The organism is Alloyangia pacifica, assembly GCF_900116195.1.
Taxonomy (GTDB): domain Bacteria; phylum Pseudomonadota; class Alphaproteobacteria; order Rhodobacterales; family Rhodobacteraceae; genus Salipiger; species Salipiger pacificus.
The window spans coordinates 127,040-146,145 of the sequence record NZ_FOZW01000010.1; the positions used below are offsets into that span (position 1 = coordinate 127,040).

Sequence of the window (19,106 nt, forward strand, 5' to 3'; positions counted from 1 at the left end):
GAAAAAGCGCGCTACGTAAGTCGCATGCGCTGGAACCTGCCAAATATCCTCACCGCCCTCCGCCTGATCGCCGCCCCCGGCGTGGCGGTGATGTTCCTGTATTTCTCGCGGCCGCTCGCCGACTGGTTCGCGCTGCTGCTCTTCGTCGGGGCCGCGGTCACCGACTGGTTCGACGGCTACCTTGCCCGGCTCTGGGGACAGGAAAGCAAGATCGGCGCCATGCTGGATCCCATCGCCGACAAGGCGATGGTGGTGATCGCGCTGATGGTGATCGTCGGCTATTCCTCGATGTCGCCCTGGCTGGTGCTGCCGGCGACCATGATTCTCTTCCGCGAGGTGTTCGTCTCGGGCCTGCGCGAATATCTCGGCGACGTGGCCGGAACGCTGAAGGTCACCAAGCTGGCAAAGTGGAAAACCACCTTCCAGATGATCGCCATCGCCACGCTCTTTTCACAGGGGGTGTTCGAGCATTACCTTGCTCTCAGCGTCGAGGCACTTGACGACCAGGTGGTCACCCGTGCGCTCGACGCCGGCGGTGCCGATCCGCACGGGCTGCGCTGGCAGGAAGCCGGGATGATCTGGACCGGGCACCTCGGCCTGACGCTGCTGTGGATCGCCGCCGCGCTGACCCTGATCACCGGCTGGGACTACTTCGTGAAGGCCCTGCCGTTCCTGAAGGACGACACGTGATGGACCTGCTCTATTTCGCCTGGGTACGTGAGCGCATCGGCCTGCCGAAAGAGCGCTACGAGACCGAGGCCGCCACGGTGAACGATCTCATCGAAGAACTGCGCGGGCGCGAGGAACGTTACGCGCTGGCCTTCTCCGACCTCTCTGCGCTGCGCGTCGCGCTGGACCAGGAGCTGTCGGAGTTCGACGCGCCGCTTGCCGGCGTGCGCGAAGTCGCCTTCTTCCCGCCGATGACCGGGGGCTGATCCCATGGCGATCCGGGTTGTCGTGCAGGAAGAGCCCTTCGATTTCGGCGCCGAGGCCGAAGGGTTCGCCGCGGGCCGCACCGACATGGGCGCCGTGGTGACCTTCACCGGCGTGGTGCGCGACGTGTCGGGCACGCTGGCGACCATGGAAATCGAGCACTACCCCGGCATGACCCAGAAGGCGCTGGAAAAGATCGCGACCGAGGCCGAGGCGCGCTGGGAACTCGGCGAGGTTCTGGTGATCCATCGCTACGGTCGCATGGGTCCGGGCGAACGCATCATGATGGTCGCCACCGCCTCCAAGCACCGCGGCCATGCCTTCGAGGCGGCCGAGTACCTGATGGACTATCTCAAGTCCCGCGCACCCTTCTGGAAGAAGGAAAGCGGCGCGGAGGGCGCCTCCTGGGTTGCCGCCAAGGACGAGGACGAGGACGCGCTGTCGCGCTGGTAGACCCTCTCCTTCCGTCGCGCTTGAGACATGGCGCGCGTGGTCATATGATCTGACCAATTCCCGCCTGTTTCCCGCCTGTCAGGACCACCCCATGCCCTTCCGACCCGTGCAGTCCGAGAAACTCTCCAGCGCCGTGGTGCGTCAGATCGAGGAGCTGATCCTGCGCGGCATCCTGCGTCCCGGAGAGCGCCTGCCGGCGGAGCGGGAGCTGTCGGACCGGCTGGGTGTGTCACGCCCCTCGCTGCGCGAGGCGGTGGCCGACCTGCAGGAACGCGGCCTTCTGGAGACCCGCGCCGGGGCCGGCATTTTCGTCACCGAGGTGCTCGGCTCGGCCTTCTCCGACGCGCTGATCCAGCTCTTTTCCAAGCATGACGAGGCGGTCTTCGACTACCTCAGCTTCCGCCGCGACATGGAGGGGCTGGCCGCGGAACGCGCGGCGCTGCACGGCACCCCCTCGGATCTCAAGGTGATCGACGCGCTCTTCGAGAAGATGGCGGCGGCGCACCAGAAACGGAACCCGGCCGAAGAGGCACGGCTCGACGCCGATTTCCACCTTGCGATCATCGAGGCCAGCCACAATGTCATCATGCTGCACATGATGCGCTCGATGTACCAGCTGCTGCGCGAGGGCGTGTTCTACAACCGCTCGGTCATGTTCAAGCAGCGCACCACGCGCGAAGCGCTGCTCGAGCAGCACCGGGCGATCAATACCGCCCTGCAGGCGCGCGACGCGGCAGCGGCCAAGGCGGCGGTGCAGGCGCACCTCGGCTACGTCGAGGCGGCGCTGGTCAGCGACCGCAAGGCCGAGCGCGACGAGGACGTGGCGCGCCAGCGCTTCGACCGGGTGACCGGACGCGGCTGACCCGGAACAGGGGGCGCTGCCCCCTCTTGGCCTTCAGCCAATTCACCCCCGGCGTATTTTGAAAGAGAAGAAGTGACCGGGCGTTTCAGCTGATCGGCGTCGGGGCGCCAGTGGCCATGTTGGTGCCGATGTAGGGCTTGTGGCTGCCCTTCCAGCCGCCGAAGCCGCCTTCCATATGCGCGACGCGCGCCATGCCCGAGGCGATGGCGGCGCGGGCGACCCGCTCCGAACGCACGCCCGAGCCGCAGTGGAAGACGATACGCTTCTCGCCCTGCCCCGGCAATTTCTCCGGCTTGAAAAACGCCATGGGCATCAGCAGCGCGCCCTCGATGTGCTCAAACATGTATTCCTGCGGCGTGCGCACGTCGATCAGCACGATCTCGTTGCGGTCAAAGGCCTCGGCGACCTCGTCGACGGACCAGGTCTCCAGCAGCGCGTTGCCCACTTCCTCGGTCTTCATCGCCGGCTCCTTTCATATCTCGAATTCTGAACCTGTCTTCAGACTTGGGGTCCGCGGCGGCGAAGGCAAGGGGGCGTGCCGGGAAAGCCCGCCACAGATCAATAGCCGCCCGATTTCCGGCGGCACGCCGCGCGCGGATCGGCTAGAGTCGCCCCATGCTGTTTGCCCTTCCAGATCCCGACACGCTCTACCAGGCGCTGCTCGACCGAGACCCGTCCTACGATGGCCGGGCCTATGTCTGCGTCGCCTCGACCGGCATCTTCTGCCGGCTGACCTGCCCGGCGCGCAAACCCCTGCGCGCCAATTGCACCTTCCATGAGACCGCGGGCGACTGCATTGCCGCCGGCTTCCGCCCCTGCAAGCGCTGCCACCCGCTGAAGCCCATGGCCGAAAGCGACCCGGTGATCGCCCGGCTGCTGGATGCGCTAGACGCGCGGCCCGCCTTCCGCTGGTCCGAGCCGGACCTCCTGGCGATGGGGCTCGATCCCTCGACCGTGCGACGCGCCTTCAAGCGGCAGTTCGGCATGACCTTCCTCGAGATGGCCCGGCAGCGGAGGCTGCGCGAGGGGTTCACCGCGCTGGCCTCGGGCGCGCCGGTGATCGAGGCGCAGCTCGAAGCGGGCTTCGAGAGCGCCTCGGCCTTCCGGACGGGATTTTCCAAGATCTTGGGGGTGGCTCCGGGCGCGCTGAATCCGGATGCGCTGCTCAGGGCGGACTGGATCGCCACGCCGCTCGGCGACATGGTCTCGGTCTGCTCGAAAGGCCACCTGCACCTGCTGGAGTTCATGGACCGCAAGGCGCTGCCGCGCGAGCTGGAAAAGCTGCGCAAGGGCGCTGGGAACGAGATCGGTGTGGGACAGTTCGCCCCCTCGGAGCAGATTCGATTGGAGCTGACGCGCTTCTTTGCAGGCGAGAGCGCCGATTTCGACACGCCACTGGCGCTGCATGGCTCGGAGTTCACCAAGTCGGTCTGGCGCGCGCTGCGCGCGATCCCGGCGGGCGAGACCCGCAGCTACGGCGCGCTGGCGCAGGCGCTGGGGCGGCCCTCGGCGGTTCGGGCGGTGGCGCAGGCCAATGGCGCCAACCAGATCGCGCTGGTGATCCCCTGCCACCGGGTGATCGGGGCGGACGGCGCGCTCACCGGCTACGGCGGCGGGCTCTGGCGCAAACAGCGGCTGCTGGAGATCGAGCGGGGGTACCTCGGGGGCTGAACACTTGCGCCCTGCGCCCGCGCGGCTTACCCCTCTGGCATGCGCATTCTCGAGAACATCATCAGCGACCGCGGCTCCAAGTATGCCGTCTCGGGTGGACCCTGTGCCTCTGAGGAGGAGGCCAAGGCCTTTCTGAAAGAGCTCAAGCGAAACAAGAAGTTCGCCAAGGCCACGCACAACACATGGGGCCTGCTGACCGGGGACGCGCCGATCAAGAACGATGACGGCGAGAGCGGCGCGGGCATGGTGATCCTGCGCATGCTCGAGCGCGAAGGGCTGAAGGACCACATCATCGTCGTGACCCGCTGGTTCGGCGGCAAGCACCTCGGCGGTGACCGCTTCCGCCACGTGCAGGACGCGGTGCGCACCTATCTCGAGAGCATGGAATGACCGCTCCGGATCAGCTGTTCGCGCGGCTGGCCCGCTCGAAATTCCGCAGCCGCTTCCGTCTTGGCCCCAACGAGCGCGCCTATGCGGACGAGAAGGGCCGCGAGGTGGTCCTGTCGCATGCGCGCGACTTCATCGCCGAGCGGCTGGCCCCGGCGTTGCCGAAGAACGACGGCAAGCAGACGCCCATGCGCGGCCACCCGGTGTTTATCGCCCAGCACGCAACGGCCACCTGCTGCCGGGGCTGCCTTGCGAAATGGCACGGGCTGGCGGCGGGGCGCGCGCTGAGCGATGCGGAGCAGGCGCGGGTGGTGGGCGTGATCCTCACGTGGATCGACCGGCAGATGGGATATCGGGCATGAGGGTCTCGGCATGAGCAAGGGCACACCCGCCACGCAGGCGCTGACCCGCGCCAAGGTGGCTTTCGAGCTGCTCGAGTATGATTACGTCTCCGGGCAGGCGCAGATCGGGCTGCACGCGGCCGAAGCGATCGGCTGGGATCCTTCGAGGGTGCTGAAGACGCTGATGGTCGAGGTCGACGGCAGGCCCTGCTGCGCCGTGGTGCCCTCGGGAGCCTCGCTGTCGATGAAGCGGGTGGCCAGCGCCTTCGGTGGCAAGTCGGCGCAGATGATGGATCCGGCGAAGGCCGAGCGGCTCACCGGCATGCACACCGGCGGCATCAGCCCCTTCGGGCAGAAGAAACGCGTGCCCACGGCCTTCGAGGCCGGGGCGATGGCCGCCGAGCGGATCGTGCTCAACGGCGGCAAGCGCGGATTGATGGTGGTGGTCACCCCCGCCGATGCGCTAGAGGTTTCCGGCGGCAAGGCGGCGGCGCTGGCAGCGGACTGACCGCGGTGCACCCACCCGCTCTCGGCACCTGGACCCGGCCGCGCTAACCGTTCCAGAATCGCGAAATCCCTGCTAGGTATGGTGGAATGAACACCCACAGCCCCAATATGCGTCCCGTCATCCGACAGCTGGACGAGGCCGCCATCAACCGCATCGCCGCCGGCGAGGTGGTCGAGCGCCCGGCCTCGGCGGTCAAGGAGCTGGTGGAGAACGCCATCGACGCCGGGGCGACCCGCGTCACGGTGGAAATCGCCGACGGCGGCAAGACGCTGATCCGGGTGAGCGACGACGGCTGCGGCATGGGGCCGGACGAGCTGCCGCTGGCGCTGTCGCGCCATGCCACCTCGAAGATCGACGGCTCGGATCTCTTGAACATCCACAGCTTCGGCTTTCGCGGCGAGGCGCTGCCCTCGCTGGGCGCGGTGGGGCGGCTGACCATCCAGAGCCGTGTCGCCGGGCAGGACGGCGCCGAGATCGCGGTCTCCGGCGGGCAGATGGGCGCGGTGAAACCGGCGGCGCTGAACCCCGGCACGGTGGTCGCCCTGCGCGATCTCTTCTTCGCCACGCCCGCGCGGCTGAAGTTCCTGCGCACCGACCGTGCCGAGATGATGTCGATCTCGGACGTGATGAAACGGCTCGCCATGGCCGAGCCCTCGGTGGGCTTCACCCTGCGCGACGTCTCGCAGGGCAAGGACCGGGTGACCTTCCGCGCCGACGCGGTCTCGGGCGATCTCTTCGACGCGCTGCGGGGCCGGCTGGCGCAGGTGCTGGGTGCCGAGTTCACCGACAATGCGCTGGCCATCGACGCCGAGCGTGACGGCTTCCGGCTGACCGGCTACGCGGCTCTGCCGACCTATTCGCGCGGCTCTTCCGTGGCGCAGCATCTCTTCGTCAATGGCCGCCCGGTGCAGGACAAGCTGCTGTTCGGCGCGCTGCGCGGCGCCTATGCCGATTACCTCAGCCGCGACCGCCATCCCGCGGTGGCGCTGTTTGTCGATTGCGACCCGCACCTGGTGGACGTGAACGTGCACCCGGCGAAATCCGAGGTGCGCTTCCGCGAGCCCGGGCTGGTGCGCGGGCTGATCGTCTCGGCGCTGCGCCACGCTTTGGCCGACGCCGGGCACCGCGCCTCGAGCACCGTGGCGGCCGAGACGCTGGCGGCACTTCGCCCCGAGATGCGACCGCAAGTCTCTTCGGAGGGGCAGATGCCGCTGCACCAGCAGCCGTCGCGCGACAGCACCTTCGGCGCCTATGGCGGCGGCGCGCCGCTCGGCGCGGCCCCGGCGGCCGCGCCCCACGCCCGCGTCTACCAGATGGACCGCCCCTCGGCCGGCGCACGCAGCGCAGCCTATGCCGCGCAGGCGCCCGATCCCAATTTCGTGCCCGCCCCGCCGCGCGTGCCCCCGGTACAGACGCAGGGCTTTGCCGAAATGCAGGGCGGCTGGTCGGGCCGTGTCGTCGAAGATGCGGCAGAGGCACCAGAGGCCGCCCACCTGCCGCTCGGCGCGGCGCGGGGTCAGGTGCACGAGAATTACATCATCGCTCAGACCGAGACCGGCATCGTCATCGTCGACCAGCACGCGGCGCACGAACGGCTGGTCTACGAAAAGCTGAAACGCCAGATGGCCGAGCGCGGCGTCGCCGCGCAGGCGCTGCTGATCCCCGAGATCGTCGAGCTGTCGCAGGACGACCTGTCGCGCATCCTCGACATTGCCGACGACCTTGGCCGCATGGGCCTGTCGGTCGAACCCTTCGGCGGCTCGGCGCTGGCGGTGCGCGAAACGCCTGCCATCCTTGGCGAGGTCAACGCCGAGGCGCTGATCAAGGACATTCTCGACGAGCTTTCGGACTACGGCAGCTCGCAGCTTGTGCAGGAAAAGCTCGAGGCGATCCTCTCCCGCGTCGCCTGCCACGGCTCGATCCGCTCGGGCCGCCGGATGCGCGCCGAGGAGATGAACGCCCTGCTGCGCGAGATGGAGGCCACGCCCCACTCCGGCCAGTGCAACCACGGACGCCCTACCTACGTGGAGCTGAAGCTGTCGGATATCGAGAGGCTGTTCGGCCGCACATGATCGAGATCGCCGGGCAGAGCATCGACATGGGCGACCCGCGCCTCTGGGCTGCCGTGGGTGCGGCTCTCCTTGCGCTTCTGCTGATCCTGTCGATCCGCGCCTCGAACCGCGCCGCCCGGCTCGGCTATCCGCTCAGCCAGCTGTCGCAGCGGGTGCAGGCGCTGTCCGAGGGGCAGGAGCGGCTCGCCGGCGGGCTGCACCATGTCTCCGAGGCGCAGGTGAAGAGCCAGAACGCCATGCTGCAGCTGATGGAAAAGCGGCTGGCGCAGGTGCAGCAGAACATGTCCGAGAACCTGCATGGCACCGCCCGCCGCACCGCGCATTCGCTGGGACAGTTGCAGGAACGGCTGAAGACCATCGACCAGGCGCAGGAGAACATCACAAGGCTCTCGGGCGACGTGCTGTCGCTGCAGGACATCTTGTCGAACAAGCAGACCCGCGGCGCCTTCGGGGAAATCCAGCTCAACGACATCGTCTCCAAGGCGCTGCCGCCCGACGCCTACGCGATGCAGGCGACGCTCTCGAACGGGCGCCGCGCCGATTGCCTGATCAAGCTGCCGGAACCGCCCGGCCATATCGTCATCGACGCCAAATTCCCGCTCGAAGCCTACGAGATGCTGCGCCGCGCCGAGACGCCCGAGGCGAAGCAACGCGCCGGGCAGGCCTTCCGCATGTCGGTGCGCAAGCACCTGCGTGACATCTCGGACCGCTACATCCTCGACGGCGAGACCGCCGACAGCGCGCTGATGTTCCTGCCCTCCGAGGCGGTTTACGCGGAGCTGCACGCGACCTTCCCCGAGGTGGTGCGCGAGGGCTTTTCGCTGCGGGTCTGGATCGTCTCGCCAACCACCTGCATGGCCACGCTCAACACGCTGCGCGCGGTGCTCAAGGATGCCCGGATGCGCGAGCAGGCCGGGGCCATCCGGCGCGAGCTCGGGCTGCTGCACCAGGACGTCGAGCGGCTCGGGGCGCGGGTAGAGAACCTCGACCGCCACTTCGGCATGGCCGCCAAGGACCTCTCGGAGATCCGCATCAGCGCCGAGAAGGCCGGCCGACGTGCCCAAAAACTCGACAATTTTGATTTCGAAGATCTGGCGCCCGAGGGGCGTATCGTGCCATTGCCAAGGCAGACCTGACTTTTCGACCGACTCGCCAAGGAAAATCGGATGTTTGCCCGCCTGACCGGCCTCGCGCTTGCGGCCCTGCTTGCCGCTCCCGGCTACGCCGAGGGCGACAAGACCGGTGTCGGCGTCAGCAGCATGATCCGCCCCGAGGCGAACTTCGGTCGCGGACTGTCGATGACCATCTGGTACCCGGCGCAGACCGGTGGCGGCGCCTCCGAACTGGTCGGGCGCAACGCGGTCTTCGAGGGCACCCCGGCTCAGCGCGAAGCCTCGCCCCTGCCCGGCAAGCTGCCGCTGGTGCTGCTCTCGCACGGCGGGCGGCGCTCGTCGGAGCAGAGCGGCGCCTGGCTGGCGGCACGGCTGGCCGAGGGCGGCTACATCGTCGCAGAGGTCAGCGGCCAGCGTCCGCGCGATCCGGCCTCGGCGCTCGGCGAGATCTGGCGGCGCCCGGCAGAGCTGGGACAGGCGCTCGACCTGCTGTTGAATGATCCCGACTGGCAGATGCGCATCGACGACACCCGCGTCGCGGTTGCCGGCTTCGCGCTCGGCGGCACCGCCGCGATGATGCTCGGCGGCGGCATGATCGACGAGGGCGCCTATATGCTCAATTGCTGGACCGGCCATCCCTCGACGGATTGCGCCTGGTTCGGTTCCGCCGGTGTCGATCCGGCAAGCGTCGACCTGCAGGCGCTGACCCTGCCGCGCCGCGACGCGCGGGTCCGCGCTGTGCTGGCCATCGCGCCCGAATACCTCGCCGAGTTCCGGCCCGACAGCCTGCAGCCGCATGCGCCCGACATGCGCATCTTCGGCCTAGACCAGCCCGCGCCGGGCGAGGTTCGCCTCGCCGCGCGGACCGGGATCGAGGTGGTTCCGCTGGAAGGGGCCGAGCTCTACGACCTGTTTGCCCGCTGCACCCCCAACGGCGCCAAGCTGCTGCAGGAGGAGGGCGGCGATCCCGCGCTCTGCGCCAGCAGCCCCGAAGAGCGCTCGGCGGTACATGATCAGGTTGCAACGGGCACGCTCGGCTTCCTGAACCGGGCGCTGCCCTCTCCTGACTGATCTCGCCCGCCCTATCCCGCCACGCGGCACGCGCCGCTTGTCGCAGATCAAGGTCGGGGTGTACGCTTTTCTCCATGGTGTGCGCGAAGAAAGGAGACGCGCCATGGAAGAAATCAGCGTCCGCACGGTTGCCGCCGTGATCCTGATGGCCCGGGAGATCGAACGGGCCGAAGGCGAGCTGCGCGGCTTCATCGACCGCATGAGCGAAGAGGAACAGGCCGCGCTGGTCGCGGTGATGTGGATCGGCCGCGATGCCTTCGACGCCGACGAATGGGCCGAAGCCTACAGCACCGCGCTCACCGAAGCCTCGACACCGACCGCCGACTACCTGATCGGCACGCCGCATCTGGCCGACAACCTCGAGGCCGGCCTCGAGGCGCTCGGCTTCGATCCCGAGGACGAGGAGGATGAGCTGCTGAACCGCGGCAGCTGATCCGCGGCCGGACAGCCAGCTTGCGGGGCGCTCAGCGCAGCCCCCGCCCCTTCACGATCGCCGTTTCGCCGAAGCGGGCGCGGATCGCATCCGTCGCCCGTTCCGCCGCCGCACGCTTGCCGGCGTCGGGATCGAGAAGATCGCCGCCCCGGTCAGCCTGATCCGCCGCCACCAGATCCGAGATCCCCGCGCCCAGCAGCCGCCATGGCCCCTGCCTCTCCAGCCCGTCGAGCATGCCGCGGGCCACGCGATAGATGCGGTCGGCCATCTGCGTGGCATCGCCCAGCGACTGCCGCCGGGTGATCAGCTTGAAATCGGCGCGCTTGACCTTCAGCGTCACCACCCGTCCGGCCATGCCCTTGGCCTTGGCCCGATCCGAAACCTTCTCGCACATGCGCCAGAGATGCCCGTCGAGCAGGTCGTGATCGCCGGTGTCCTCGTTGAACGTGGTTTCGTTGGAAATGGACTTGATCGGCGCATTGCGCATTACCCGCCGCGTGTCCTCGCCGCGCGCCAGATGCCACAGCCGCTGCCCCATCGAACCGAATCGGGCAATCAGGTCTCGCTGCTCCCAGCGCAGCAGGTCCTCGAAGGTGCGGATCCCGGCGCGCTCCAGCGACTCCTGCGAGGCCATGCCGACGCCCCAGATCATCCGCACCGACTTCGGCCGCAGGAAGTCGGCGGTCTCGGCCTTGCCGATCACCGAGAAACCGTGCGGCTTGTCGAGGTCCGAGGCGATCTTGGCGAGGAACTTGTTGTGCGACAGGCCGACCGAGCCGGTGACCCCGAGCTCTTCGCGCATGCGCTTGACCAGCCGCGCCATCATCACCGCGGGCGGATGGCCGTGCAGCCGCGCCGTGCCGGTGAGATCGAGAAAGGCCTCATCGAGCGACAGCGGTTCGATCGCCGGCGTCAGCTCCTCCATCAGCGCGCGAATTTGCCGCGAGACCTCGACGTAGAGCTCCATCCGCGGCTTCACCACCACGGCGTCGGGGCAGAGTTTCATCGCCTGGAACATCGGCATGGCCGAGCGGACGCCGCGGATGCGCGCAACGTAGCAGGCGGTGGAGACAACCCCGCGCTTGCCGCCGCCGACGATCACCGGCTTGTCGGCCAGCTCTGGATTCTCGCGTTTCTCGACGGTGGCATAGAAGGCGTCGCAGTCCATGTGCGCGATGGAGAGGTCCCACAGTTCGTCATGGCGCACGATCCGCGGGCGTCCGCAGGACGGGCAGCGTGTTCCATGGTCGAATTCGGCGAGGCAATCGCGGCAGAGCGCGGGCATGGGTGGCATTTCCGGCGACAGGTGTTACCTCGGCACTATACGCCGAACCCACGCAGCAGTGCCATTGCCCGGAGGCATGATGAACTTCAGAGGCGCCAAGATAATCCTGTTTCTCGGTGACGATCTGCTGATCCTGCGCCGCGATCATACCGAGGGCATCCCATGGCCCGGCTACCTCGATTTTCCCGGTGGCGCGCGCGAGCCGGGAGAGACCGGCATGGAATGCGCCCTGCGCGAAACCATCGAGGAGGTCGGGCTCGATCTCGGGCCAGAGGCGCTGAGCTGGGAACTGTTTTACGACGGGCTTTGGTACTTCGCGGCGCACCTGCCAGCGAGCCGCGTCGACGATGTGGTCTGGGGCGGCGAAGGCGAGGGCTGGATGATGATGTCGCCCGAAGAGTTCATCGCGCGCGAGGACGCGATCCCGCATTTCCGCAGCGTGCTGCGCGATTACATGGACGCGCGCGACGCGCGCTGAGCGCGGTCAGGCCGCGCGGAACAGCGACAGCCAGCCGAGGCCCGCCTTGCGAGGCACCGTGTCGCGCGGCCGGCGAACGCGCTCCGACGGCAACGGTGCGGTGCGCGCCTGCAGCGTGTCGGGCCGGTCCAGCAAGGCCAGCGCCCGTGACACCAGCACCCGCTCCGCGGCGTCGGGCTGCGTGGTCACCGGGGCCTTGAAGGTACTCGCGACCCGGACCCGCCCGGCGTCGGAGTGGAAGGTCACGAGGGCCTCGAATTGTTCTTCGGCGGCGTTGTAGCGCATCTCGCCGATCTGTGTGCGCATCTCGGTCATGGCTTGTCTCCTGATTGGCCTCAAAACGCCGCAATTGGCGCGCCAGTTCCCTCGGGTCTCTGCACGGCGCCGTGCAGAGGATGTGAGCAGCGACTGTCCGCCACCCGCAGTGACCTCTCTGGAAACCCCGCCACGGCCGCCCAAAACCCACTGAAGAGACGCTGGAAATCCCTTTCTTTCTCGCCATGCGGCGGGGCATAGTCGGCGCAAGCGCTTCTTCTCTTGTTAAATACGCCGGGGGTGAGGCGCGTCAGCGCCGAGGGGGCAGCGCCCCCTTTGCAGGATCGAACGCGGCGCCGATGCGGAGCCGCAGGCAAGCCGGGGGAGATACCCATATGGACGTGGAAACTCTGATCGCGGATCTGGTCGGCGGCAATCTCGTGGTGCTGCTGCTCGCCGCCTTCGTGATCCTATGCGTGCTCCTCGGGGTGCGCATCGTGCCGCAGGCGGAGAAGCACGTGGTCGAACGCTTCGGCCGGCTGCGCGCGGTGCTCGGCCCCGGGATCAACTTCATCGTGCCCTTCCTCGACCGGGTGGCGCACAAGGTCTCGATCCTCGAACGCCAGCTGCCCACCGCCAGCCAGGACGCGATCACCGCCGACAACGTGCTGGTGGAGGTCGAGACCTCGGTCTTCTACCGCATCCTCGAGCCGGAAAAGACCGTCTACCGCATCCGCGACGTGGATGCCGCCATCGCCACCACCGTCGCAGGCATCGTCCGCGCCGAGATCGGCAAGATGGAGCTCGACGAGGTGCAGTCCAACCGCGCGGCGCTGATCGCCACGATCAAGAGCAACGTCGAGGACGCGGTGGACAACTGGGGGATCGAGGTGACGCGGGCCGAGATCCTCGACGTGAACCTCGACCAGCAGACCCGCGACGCCATGCTTCAGCAGCTCAACGCCGAGCGCGCCCGCCGCGCTCAGGTGACCGAGGCCGAGGGCCGCAAGCGCGCCGTGGAGCTCTCGGCGGACGCCGACCTCTACGCCGCCGAGCAGACCGCCAAGGCGCGGCGCATCTCGGCCGAGGCCGAGGCCTATGCGACGCAGGTGGTGGCCGAGGCCATCGCCAAGAACGGGCTGGAGGCAGCGCAATACCAGGTGGCGCTGAAACAGGTCGAGGCGCTGGTGGCGCTCGGCAACGGCGACGGCAAGCAGACCATCGTGCTGCCCTCGAATGCGCTCGATGCCTTCGCCGACGCCTTCACCCTTCTGACGGGACGCAAGCCATGATCCAGCTCTGGTGGGTGTGGCTGGCGGCGGCGGTGGTGCTGCTGGTGCTCGAGGTGCTGAGCCCGGCCTACGTGTTCCTCGGCTTTGCCATCGGGGCGGCGGCAGTGGGCGTGCTGCTGCTGCTCGGCCTCTCCGCCGGGTGGCCGGTTCTGCTGCTGATCTGCGCCGTGGTGGCGCTGATCGGCTGGGCGCTGCTGCGGCGTTTCATGGGCGTCCGCAAGGGCCAGACCAAGATCTGGACCCGGGACATCAACGAGGACTGAACGCCGCGGGCCTTCCGGCAGGGAAAGCCCGGGTCTCCGAGAAATCTTGGAACCAACCCAGGGGGGGTCCTCATTGTGACCCCAGAGACCCCGAGGGGACGATCCAAACCAAGACCGAGGAGACCGCACATGACCAAGCGCTTCCTGACCACCACCACCGCAGCACTCACCATGGTTATCGCAGGCGCGATTGGCGCGCAGGCCGAGAACGAGGCCAGCGTCACCGAGCAGGCCGCTCAGGCCGTCGACGCGATCGGCGACACCGCCTATGCCATCGGCGAGACCGCGACCGACACCGCACAGGCCGGCGTCGAGGCGGTGGGCGCCGACGAGATCTACAGCGACGCGGCGGACGTCTCGGCACAGCTCGACGCGGCGATCACCAATGACGCCCTCGTCCGTTCGAGCGATGGCGAGATCGTCGGTACGGTGAAGAAGTCCGAGATGGACCGCGGTTTCGTGGTGATCGACCTCGACGGCGAGATGGAAGGCGCCGACGAACGCGCCATCGAGAACGCCTCCGTGCGCGCTTCGCAGCTGTCGCTGAACGCCGAGGAAGAGCTGGTGCTCGACATGACCAAGGCGGAGTTCGCCGCGGCGCTGAACGACGCCGTCAAGGTGCGGATCGACGCCAAAGGCTGATCTCTCCCGGCATTTCCGGTCCGATTGGACCGGTGCTTCCATGCTCCCCGCGGTGCCGCCGCGGGGAGCATTTTCGTGAAAGCGCCCTGCCCTTTGGCTCAGAGACGGAACAACCCCAGTGCGTCCATCACCTCGCGCTTGGTGGCCTCGGTGACCTCGCGCGCCGCCTGCGTGCCCTCCGAGATGATGCGGTGCACCTGCGCGGGATCGGAGGCAACCTCCGCCCGCCGCGCCCGGATCGGCGCGAGCAGCGCCTGCAGGATGTCCTCCAGCCGCCGCTTCAACACCGTGTCGCCGAGACCGCCGCGCCGGTAGTGGTCCTTCAGCTCGGCCACATCCTCTTTCGCCGCGTCGAAGGCATCGAGGTAGGCGAACACCACATTGCCTTCGACCCGGCCCGGCTGCTCCACCCGCAGGTGCTCGGGGTCGGTGAACATCGCCCGCACCGCCCGGCTGATCTCGTCCTCCGAGGCTGAGAGCGGGATCGCGTTGCCGCCAGACTTGCTCATCTTGGCGCGTCCGTCGATGCCCGGCAGCCGCCCCGCCTCGGGGATCAGCGCCTGCGCCTCGGGCAGCACCTCGCGGCCCGCCGCAGCGTTCACCCGCCGGGCGATCTCGTTGCACTGCTCGATCAGCGGCGCCTGGTCTTCGCCGACCGGCACGACGGTGGCCTTGAAGGCGGTTATGTCCGCGGCCTGCGCGGCCGGATAGCAAAGGAACCCGGCCGGGATGTCGCGCCCGAAGCCACGGGCGCGGATCTCGTCCTTGATCGTCGGATTGCGCTCGAGCCGGGCGACGGTGACGAAGTTCAGGTAGAGCATCGACAGCTCGGCCAGCGCCGGCAGATGCGACTGCAGGCAGATGGTGGTCTTGGCGGGATCGATGCCGACGGCGAGGTAGTCGCAAGCGACCTCGAGCACGTTGCGGCGCACCTTGCCGATGTCATGGGCGTTGTCGGTGAGCGCCTGGGTGTCGGCGAGCAGCAGGAACTGCGTGTGCGTGTCCTGCAGCGCCAGCCGGTTCTTCAGCGAGCCGGCGTAGTGGCCGATGTGCAGCGGGCCGGTGGTGCGGTCGCCGGTGAGGATGACCGGCTTTGCGGCGGTCGTCGTTTCGGCCTCGGGGCGGGTCAGGGTGGTCTGGTCCATGGGGGTCTCCGTGTCTGGACAGGGTCTGTCTGGTCAGGGAGGTCGCCGCATTGGGGATTGGATGTCGTACATCAAAAAGGCCGCCCGATGCGGCGGCCTGTTTGGAAAACATGATACGTCGGGCCGCCTATGTCAGGCGGGCCACCAGAGAGTCGCAAGGGGCATAAGACGTGTCATGACGTCTGGGTAGCCCCCCGCGCGCCCCAGATCAAGCCTTGTTGGGCCGCTGTGCCTGTGGCGAGGCCAGTTCGGCGTTGATCGCCAGCGCCGCGTCGCGCGGCGAGGGCGCGCGCCAGACCGGGCGGCCGACGACGATGTGGTCGGCACCGGCGGCGATGGCGCTCGCGGGGGTGGCGATGCGCTTCTGGTCGTCGTCGGCGCTGCCCGCCGGACGCACGCCGGGGGTGACGATCAAACGGCCCTCGGACTCGGGGAGCGCGCGGATGCGGGCGGCCTCCATCGGCGAGGCGATGATACCGTCGGCCCCGGCCTCGAAGGCACGCGCGGCGCGTTCCACCACCAGGTCGGCCACGTCGCCCGCCTGCATCAGACCGTCGTCAAGGTCGGCGCGGTCGAGCGAGGTCAGGATGGTCACCGCGAGGATCTTCAGGTTCGAGCCCGCCGCGCCCTGCTTGGCGGCACGCACCACGTGCGGATCGCCGTGCACCGTCAGGAAGTCGAGATCGAACTGCGCGATGCCGCGCACCGCGTTCTCGACCGTCTGACCGATGTCGAAGAACTTCATGTCGAGGAAGATGCGCTTGCCGTGCTCCTGCTTGAGCTCGTTGGCCAGCGCCAGGCCGCCGCCGGTGAGCATGCCGAGACCGATCTTGTAGAAGGAGACGGCATCGCCGATCTCCTCGGCGACTTTCAGGCCCTCGAGGGCATTGGGCACGTCGAGGGCGACGATCAGGCGGTCATCGGACACGGCTGCGGACATGGGGGCGTCTCCTTTTGCGGGATTTCGCCTCTCATGTCCGCGCCGGGCGCTCAGGTCAAGCCCGCGCCAAAAGCCTTCGAAGGCTTTTGCAAGTTCCTTCGAAGGAACTTGCCGGCCAAACCGTCAGCCACCCCCGAGCAGATCGCGGATGACCTGCTGGATGATGTTGTCGCGGCGCTGCCGCTCGGGCTGACGCTGCGGTTGCGGCTGCGCCACCTGCTGCGGCGGCTCGGGCACGATGGCAGGCAGCGGCTTGGCCTCGGTGCCATCGGTGACGCGCAGCATGGTCTCGCGCCAGATCTCCGCCGGCAGGCCGCCACCGGTCACCCCGGTCAGTGGCGAGTTGTCGTCGTTGCCCATCCAGACGCCGACCACATAGTCGGCGGTGAAGCCGATGAACCAGGCGTCGCGCGCGTCGTTCGACGTGCCAGTCTTGCCGGCCACCTCGCGATCGGGCAGCTTCGCCCGCCCGCCGGTGCCGCCATTGACCACATGTTCCATCATCCAGATCAGCTGCCCGGCCGCCTCGGGCTGGATCACCCGCTCGCGGATACCGCCGCCGGTGCCCATGAGCACCTCGTTGTCGCCTTTCAGGCGCAGGTCGACGAGGCCGTAGGGTGTCACCGCCGAACCGCCGTTGAGGATGCCCGCATAGGCACCGGTCATCTCCAGCAGCGAGGCCTCGGAGGTCCCGAGCGCCATGGACGGCGAGCTGTTCACCTCGGATTTGATGCCGAAGCCCGTGGCCACCTTGGCCACAAGGTCGCGCCCGACGGATTCCGAGATCTTCACCGCCGGGATGTTCAGCGAATGCGCCAGCGCGTCGGTCAGCGTGACCTTGCCCTTGTAGTTCCTGGAATAGTTCTGCGGGCACCATTCGCCGGACCCCGGGACGTTCATGCAGAAGGGCTCATCGACGACCGAGTCATAGGGCGAGTGGCCCAGTTCCAGCGCCGTGGCATAGATGAAGGGCTTGAACGCCGAGCCGGTCTGCCGCTTGGCCTGGGTGGCGCGGTTGAACACGCCCGACACGCCGGTCTTGCGCCCGCCCACCATGGCGCGCACCGCACCGTCGGCCGACATGACGACGATCGCCGCCTGCGCCTTGGAGCCTTCCTTGACCTTGCTCTCGTAGACCGAGTTCATCGCGTCCTCGGCCGCCTTCTGCAGCTTTGGGTCGAGCGTGGTGCGGATCACCACGTCCTCCATCGTGTCGCGGGTGAAATACTCCGGCCCGGTCGACATCACCCAGTCGGCGAAATAGCCGCCGGTCTTGCTCTGCGCCTCTTCCGACAGGGTCGCGGGATTCGCCTGCGCCTGCTGCTCTTCGGCGGCGCTCAGGTAGCCCTGGTCCTCCATCAGCCGCAGCACGGTCGCCGCGCGGTCCTGAGAGCGCTCGAGGTCGCTGGTCGGTGCCAGCGTCGAGGGCGCGGTCAGCAGCCCCGCCAGCATCGCCGATTCCTGCGGGTTGAGCGTTGCGGCATGCTTTCCGAAATAGCGCTCTGCGGCAGCCTCGGCTCCATAGGCACCACCGCCCATGTAGGCGCGGTTGAGGTAGATCGAGAGGATCTCGTCCTTGGTGTACTTCAGCTCCATCGCCATGGCGTAAAGCGCTTCCTTGCCCTTCCGGGCCAGCGAGGACTGTCGGCACTCGGCGACGTAATCGGCCTCGGTCTTCCAGACGTCGGAATCATACTCGACGCCGATGCAGAGCAGCTTCGCGGTCTGCTGGGTGATGGTCGAGCCACCATGGCCGGACAGCGGGCCACGCCCCTCTGCAAGGTTGATGCGGATGGCGCTGGCGACGCCACGCGGCGAGACACCGAAATGCTTGTAGAATCGCTTGTCCTCGGTGGCGATCACCGCGTTCTTGAGGTGCTTGGACACGCTCGTGGCAGTGACGGCACCGCCGAACTGGTCGCCACGCCAGGCAAAGATCGCGCCGTTGCGGTCGATCAGCGTGACCGACCCCCGCGCCCGACCGTCCAGAAGCTCGGTCACCGGCGGCAGCTTGGTGTAGAAATAGCCCACGCCGAGCGCGAGCAGGATCCCGACGACCGCGCCCACACGCCAGGTGATGCGCCAGAAGATGCTCAGAACGAAAGACACGAGACCCAACACCATCGCCACGAGAAAGTTCCGCTTCTTCGCAGGTCTGCGCGCAGGTTTGCGCGGCGCCGCCCGACGTCCTCCGCCAGAGCCGCCGCCAGAGCCACCACTGCCGCCACCCGAAGGCTTCCGGCCTTGGGTCTTGCTCGTCTTCTGGCCCGCTTTCTGGCCACCATTGGGATAGCGGCGTTCGGCCACCAGACGGCCCTTGCCACGCCCTGAATCAGTCATTTCGTTCTGCCCGGCCTTCGCTCAGTTTTGCGGGAGGATAGCGGGTTTGACGCCTGATGTTGACCGAGAAACGGTCACATATTTGTCTTTTTGGATCGCGCATTTTTTAATCAAATGCAGATTTTCCGCTCATTTTGTGATCTCCTTAGGAGCGCAACCGGATGGGTGCAAGGGGCTGTCCCTTCCCATGGTCGGCGGGCAGCGGCTTTCTGCCCATGCACAAACGAGGAGATGCGGTGCGCAGCTGCGAGCCGCAAGAACCGAAAGGGACCAAGGTGAAACTGATCATTGCAACGATCAAGCCGTTCAAGCTCGAGGAGGTGCGCGAGGCGCTCACCGCAATCGGCGTGCGCGGCATGATGGTCACGGAAATCAAGGGCTTCGGCTCGCAGTCCGGTCACACGGAAATCTATCGCGGCGCCGAGTATGCGGTGAACTTCGTTCCGAAGATCAAGCTCGAGATCGTGGTCGCCGGCTCCATGGCCGACCAGGTGGTCGAGACGATCACCAGCACCGCCCAGACCGGCAAGATCGGTGACGGCAAGATTTTCGTGCTCGACGTGCAGCAGGCCGTGCGGGTGCGGACCGGCGAGACCAACGCGGACGCGCTCTGAGAGCCGCGG

At 67.7% G+C, this 19,106-nt stretch carries 23 protein-coding genes; 17 read left to right on the forward strand and 6 right to left on the reverse strand.

The genetic code is table 11. From position 1 onward, the window contains the following. Positions 1–24: 24 nt before the first annotated feature. From pgsA to BM397_RS20000, 4 genes are all read left to right on the forward strand, one after another. Positions 25–690, forward strand: a complete 666-nt coding sequence (gene pgsA, locus BM397_RS19985; RefSeq protein WP_092427727.1) for a CDP-diacylglycerol--glycerol-3-phosphate 3-phosphatidyltransferase — start codon at positions 25–27, stop codon at positions 688–690. Continuing rightward, positions 690–935, forward strand: coding sequence for a molybdopterin converting factor subunit 1 (moaD, locus tag BM397_RS19990; protein ID WP_092427725.1), 246 nt, complete (start codon positions 690–692; stop codon positions 933–935). The genes pgsA and moaD overlap by 1 nt, the downstream gene beginning before the upstream one ends. Positions 936–939: 4 nt before the next feature. Then, the gene (locus tag BM397_RS19995) at positions 940–1,386 is read left to right on the forward strand and encodes a molybdenum cofactor biosynthesis protein MoaE (protein ID WP_092427723.1); all 447 of its coding nucleotides are present in this window, start codon (positions 940–942) and stop codon (positions 1,384–1,386) included. Positions 1,387–1,477: 91 nt separating this feature from the next. Continuing rightward, positions 1,478–2,248 carry a FadR/GntR family transcriptional regulator gene (locus BM397_RS20000; RefSeq protein ID WP_092427722.1) on the forward strand — a complete coding sequence of 257 codons (771 nt, stop codon included), beginning with the start codon at positions 1,478–1,480 and terminating at the stop codon, positions 2,246–2,248. 85 nt (positions 2,249–2,333) lie between these two features. Here BM397_RS20000 and BM397_RS20005 read toward each other — a convergent pair whose 3' ends face one another. Further along, positions 2,334–2,708, reverse strand: coding sequence for a rhodanese-like domain-containing protein (locus BM397_RS20005; RefSeq protein ID WP_092427720.1), 375 nt, complete (start codon positions 2,706–2,708; stop codon positions 2,334–2,336). A 155-nt stretch (positions 2,709–2,863) separates the two neighbouring features. On the opposite strand from BM397_RS20005, the gene BM397_RS20010 reads away from it, so the two are divergent. The 8 genes from BM397_RS20010 (at position 2,864) to BM397_RS20045 (ending at position 9,843) form a co-directional block, all read left to right on the forward strand. Beyond that, a complete protein-coding gene (locus tag BM397_RS20010; protein ID WP_092427718.1) occupies positions 2,864–3,919 on the forward strand; it encodes a bifunctional transcriptional activator/DNA repair enzyme AdaA in 1,056 nt (351 codons plus the stop codon). A gap of 39 nt (positions 3,920–3,958) precedes the next feature. Next, a complete protein-coding gene (locus tag BM397_RS20015; RefSeq protein ID WP_092427716.1) occupies positions 3,959–4,309 on the forward strand; it encodes a YigZ family protein in 351 nt (116 codons plus the stop codon). Then, positions 4,306–4,668: a DUF4186 domain-containing protein gene (locus tag BM397_RS20020; protein WP_092427714.1), complete on the forward strand. Its 363-nt coding sequence runs from the start codon at positions 4,306–4,308 to the stop codon at positions 4,666–4,668. The genes BM397_RS20015 and BM397_RS20020 overlap by 4 nt, the downstream gene beginning before the upstream one ends. A 10-nt stretch (positions 4,669–4,678) precedes the next feature. Continuing rightward, entirely contained in the window at positions 4,679–5,155 is a 477-nt protein-coding gene (locus BM397_RS20025; RefSeq protein ID WP_092427712.1) for an aminoacyl-tRNA deacylase, read from the forward strand. A gap of 86 nt (positions 5,156–5,241) precedes the next feature. Further along, a complete protein-coding gene (gene mutL, locus BM397_RS20030; RefSeq protein WP_092427710.1) occupies positions 5,242–7,227 on the forward strand; it encodes a DNA mismatch repair endonuclease MutL in 1,986 nt (661 codons plus the stop codon). Next, positions 7,224–8,363 carry a DNA recombination protein RmuC gene (locus BM397_RS20035; protein WP_092427708.1) on the forward strand — a complete coding sequence of 380 codons (1,140 nt, stop codon included), beginning with the start codon at positions 7,224–7,226 and terminating at the stop codon, positions 8,361–8,363. Before mutL ends, BM397_RS20035 begins: the two co-directional genes overlap by 4 nt. Positions 8,364–8,393: 30 nt before the next feature. Continuing rightward, positions 8,394–9,410 carry an alpha/beta hydrolase family protein gene (locus BM397_RS20040; RefSeq protein WP_092427706.1) on the forward strand — a complete coding sequence of 339 codons (1,017 nt, stop codon included), beginning with the start codon at positions 8,394–8,396 and terminating at the stop codon, positions 9,408–9,410. A gap of 103 nt (positions 9,411–9,513) precedes the next feature. Then, entirely contained in the window at positions 9,514–9,843 is a 330-nt protein-coding gene (locus tag BM397_RS20045; protein ID WP_092427704.1) for a DUF3775 domain-containing protein, read from the forward strand. Between the two features lie 31 nt (positions 9,844–9,874). Here BM397_RS20045 and BM397_RS20050 read toward each other — a convergent pair whose 3' ends face one another. Beyond that, positions 9,875–11,128, reverse strand: coding sequence for a DNA polymerase IV (locus BM397_RS20050; protein WP_092427702.1), 1,254 nt, complete (start codon positions 11,126–11,128; stop codon positions 9,875–9,877). A 79-nt stretch (positions 11,129–11,207) separates the two neighbouring features. Here BM397_RS20050 and BM397_RS20055 point away from each other — a divergent pair, with 79 nt between their 5' ends. Next, entirely contained in the window at positions 11,208–11,606 is a 399-nt protein-coding gene (locus BM397_RS20055) for an NUDIX domain-containing protein (protein WP_092427700.1), read from the forward strand. A gap of 6 nt (positions 11,607–11,612) precedes the next feature. Here the strand turns inward: BM397_RS20055 and BM397_RS20060 are convergent, their stop codons facing one another. Beyond that, entirely contained in the window at positions 11,613–11,921 is a 309-nt protein-coding gene (locus BM397_RS20060; RefSeq protein ID WP_092427698.1) for a hypothetical protein, read from the reverse strand. Between the two features lie 335 nt (positions 11,922–12,256). On the opposite strand from BM397_RS20060, the gene BM397_RS20065 reads away from it, so the two are divergent. The 3 genes from BM397_RS20065 to BM397_RS20075 all read left to right on the forward strand — a co-directional run bounded on the left by BM397_RS20065 (position 12,257) and on the right by BM397_RS20075 (position 14,058). Further along, positions 12,257–13,153 carry an SPFH domain-containing protein gene (locus tag BM397_RS20065; protein ID WP_092427696.1) on the forward strand — a complete coding sequence of 299 codons (897 nt, stop codon included), beginning with the start codon at positions 12,257–12,259 and terminating at the stop codon, positions 13,151–13,153. Next, complete coding sequence (locus BM397_RS20070) at positions 13,150–13,416, forward strand: hypothetical protein (RefSeq protein WP_092427694.1); 267 nt, start codon at positions 13,150–13,152, stop codon at positions 13,414–13,416. The genes BM397_RS20065 and BM397_RS20070 overlap by 4 nt, the downstream gene beginning before the upstream one ends. A gap of 129 nt (positions 13,417–13,545) precedes the next feature. Further along, positions 13,546–14,058 carry a hypothetical protein gene (locus tag BM397_RS20075; protein WP_092427692.1) on the forward strand — a complete coding sequence of 171 codons (513 nt, stop codon included), beginning with the start codon at positions 13,546–13,548 and terminating at the stop codon, positions 14,056–14,058. 98 nt (positions 14,059–14,156) lie between these two features. Here the strand turns inward: BM397_RS20075 and trpS are convergent, their stop codons facing one another. The 3 genes from trpS to BM397_RS20090 all read right to left on the reverse strand — a co-directional run bounded on the left by trpS (position 14,157) and on the right by BM397_RS20090 (position 18,483). After that, positions 14,157–15,203 (reverse strand): tryptophan--tRNA ligase, encoded by a 1,047-nt coding sequence (gene trpS, locus BM397_RS20080; RefSeq protein ID WP_092427690.1) that lies wholly within the window; start codon positions 15,201–15,203, stop codon positions 14,157–14,159. A 208-nt stretch (positions 15,204–15,411) separates the two neighbouring features. Next, on the reverse strand, positions 15,412–16,143 hold the full coding sequence (pyrF, locus tag BM397_RS20085) for an orotidine-5'-phosphate decarboxylase (protein WP_092427689.1): 732 nt from the start codon (positions 16,141–16,143) through the stop codon (positions 15,412–15,414). A 123-nt stretch (positions 16,144–16,266) separates the two neighbouring features. Next, complete coding sequence (locus BM397_RS20090; RefSeq protein WP_092427688.1) at positions 16,267–18,483, reverse strand: transglycosylase domain-containing protein; 2,217 nt, start codon at positions 18,481–18,483, stop codon at positions 16,267–16,269. A gap of 275 nt (positions 18,484–18,758) precedes the next feature. On the opposite strand from BM397_RS20090, the gene BM397_RS20095 reads away from it, so the two are divergent. Then, positions 18,759–19,097 carry a P-II family nitrogen regulator gene (locus BM397_RS20095; protein ID WP_066103691.1) on the forward strand — a complete coding sequence of 113 codons (339 nt, stop codon included), beginning with the start codon at positions 18,759–18,761 and terminating at the stop codon, positions 19,095–19,097. The last annotated feature ends 9 nt before the right edge of the window (positions 19,098–19,106 follow it).

Coding starts and splice junctions, on each gene's coding strand:
- pgsA (WP_092427727.1), top strand. CDS start 25: ATGCGCTGGAACCTGCCAAATATCCTCACCGCCCTCCGCCTGATCGCC.
- moaD (WP_092427725.1), top strand. CDS start 690: ATGGACCTGCTCTATTTCGCCTGGGTACGTGAGCGCATCGGCCTGCCG.
- BM397_RS19995 (WP_092427723.1), top strand. CDS start 940: ATGGCGATCCGGGTTGTCGTGCAGGAAGAGCCCTTCGATTTCGGCGCC.
- BM397_RS20000 (WP_092427722.1), top strand. CDS start 1,478: ATGCCCTTCCGACCCGTGCAGTCCGAGAAACTCTCCAGCGCCGTGGTG.
- BM397_RS20005 (WP_092427720.1), bottom strand. CDS start 2,708: ATGAAGACCGAGGAAGTGGGCAACGCGCTGCTGGAGACCTGGTCCGTC.
- BM397_RS20010 (WP_092427718.1), top strand. CDS start 2,864: ATGCTGTTTGCCCTTCCAGATCCCGACACGCTCTACCAGGCGCTGCTC.
- BM397_RS20015 (WP_092427716.1), top strand. CDS start 3,959: ATGCGCATTCTCGAGAACATCATCAGCGACCGCGGCTCCAAGTATGCC.
- BM397_RS20020 (WP_092427714.1), top strand. CDS start 4,306: ATGACCGCTCCGGATCAGCTGTTCGCGCGGCTGGCCCGCTCGAAATTC.
- BM397_RS20025 (WP_092427712.1), top strand. CDS start 4,679: ATGAGCAAGGGCACACCCGCCACGCAGGCGCTGACCCGCGCCAAGGTG.
- mutL (WP_092427710.1), top strand. CDS start 5,242: ATGAACACCCACAGCCCCAATATGCGTCCCGTCATCCGACAGCTGGAC.
- BM397_RS20035 (WP_092427708.1), top strand. CDS start 7,224: ATGATCGAGATCGCCGGGCAGAGCATCGACATGGGCGACCCGCGCCTC.
- BM397_RS20040 (WP_092427706.1), top strand. CDS start 8,394: ATGTTTGCCCGCCTGACCGGCCTCGCGCTTGCGGCCCTGCTTGCCGCT.
- BM397_RS20045 (WP_092427704.1), top strand. CDS start 9,514: ATGGAAGAAATCAGCGTCCGCACGGTTGCCGCCGTGATCCTGATGGCC.
- BM397_RS20050 (WP_092427702.1), bottom strand. CDS start 11,128: ATGCCCGCGCTCTGCCGCGATTGCCTCGCCGAATTCGACCATGGAACA.
- BM397_RS20055 (WP_092427700.1), top strand. CDS start 11,208: ATGAACTTCAGAGGCGCCAAGATAATCCTGTTTCTCGGTGACGATCTG.
- BM397_RS20060 (WP_092427698.1), bottom strand. CDS start 11,921: ATGACCGAGATGCGCACACAGATCGGCGAGATGCGCTACAACGCCGCC.
- BM397_RS20065 (WP_092427696.1), top strand. CDS start 12,257: ATGGACGTGGAAACTCTGATCGCGGATCTGGTCGGCGGCAATCTCGTG.
- BM397_RS20070 (WP_092427694.1), top strand. CDS start 13,150: ATGATCCAGCTCTGGTGGGTGTGGCTGGCGGCGGCGGTGGTGCTGCTG.
- BM397_RS20075 (WP_092427692.1), top strand. CDS start 13,546: ATGACCAAGCGCTTCCTGACCACCACCACCGCAGCACTCACCATGGTT.
- trpS (WP_092427690.1), bottom strand. CDS start 15,203: ATGGACCAGACCACCCTGACCCGCCCCGAGGCCGAAACGACGACCGCC.
- pyrF (WP_092427689.1), bottom strand. CDS start 16,143: ATGTCCGCAGCCGTGTCCGATGACCGCCTGATCGTCGCCCTCGACGTG.
- BM397_RS20090 (WP_092427688.1), bottom strand. CDS start 18,483: ATGACTGATTCAGGGCGTGGCAAGGGCCGTCTGGTGGCCGAACGCCGC.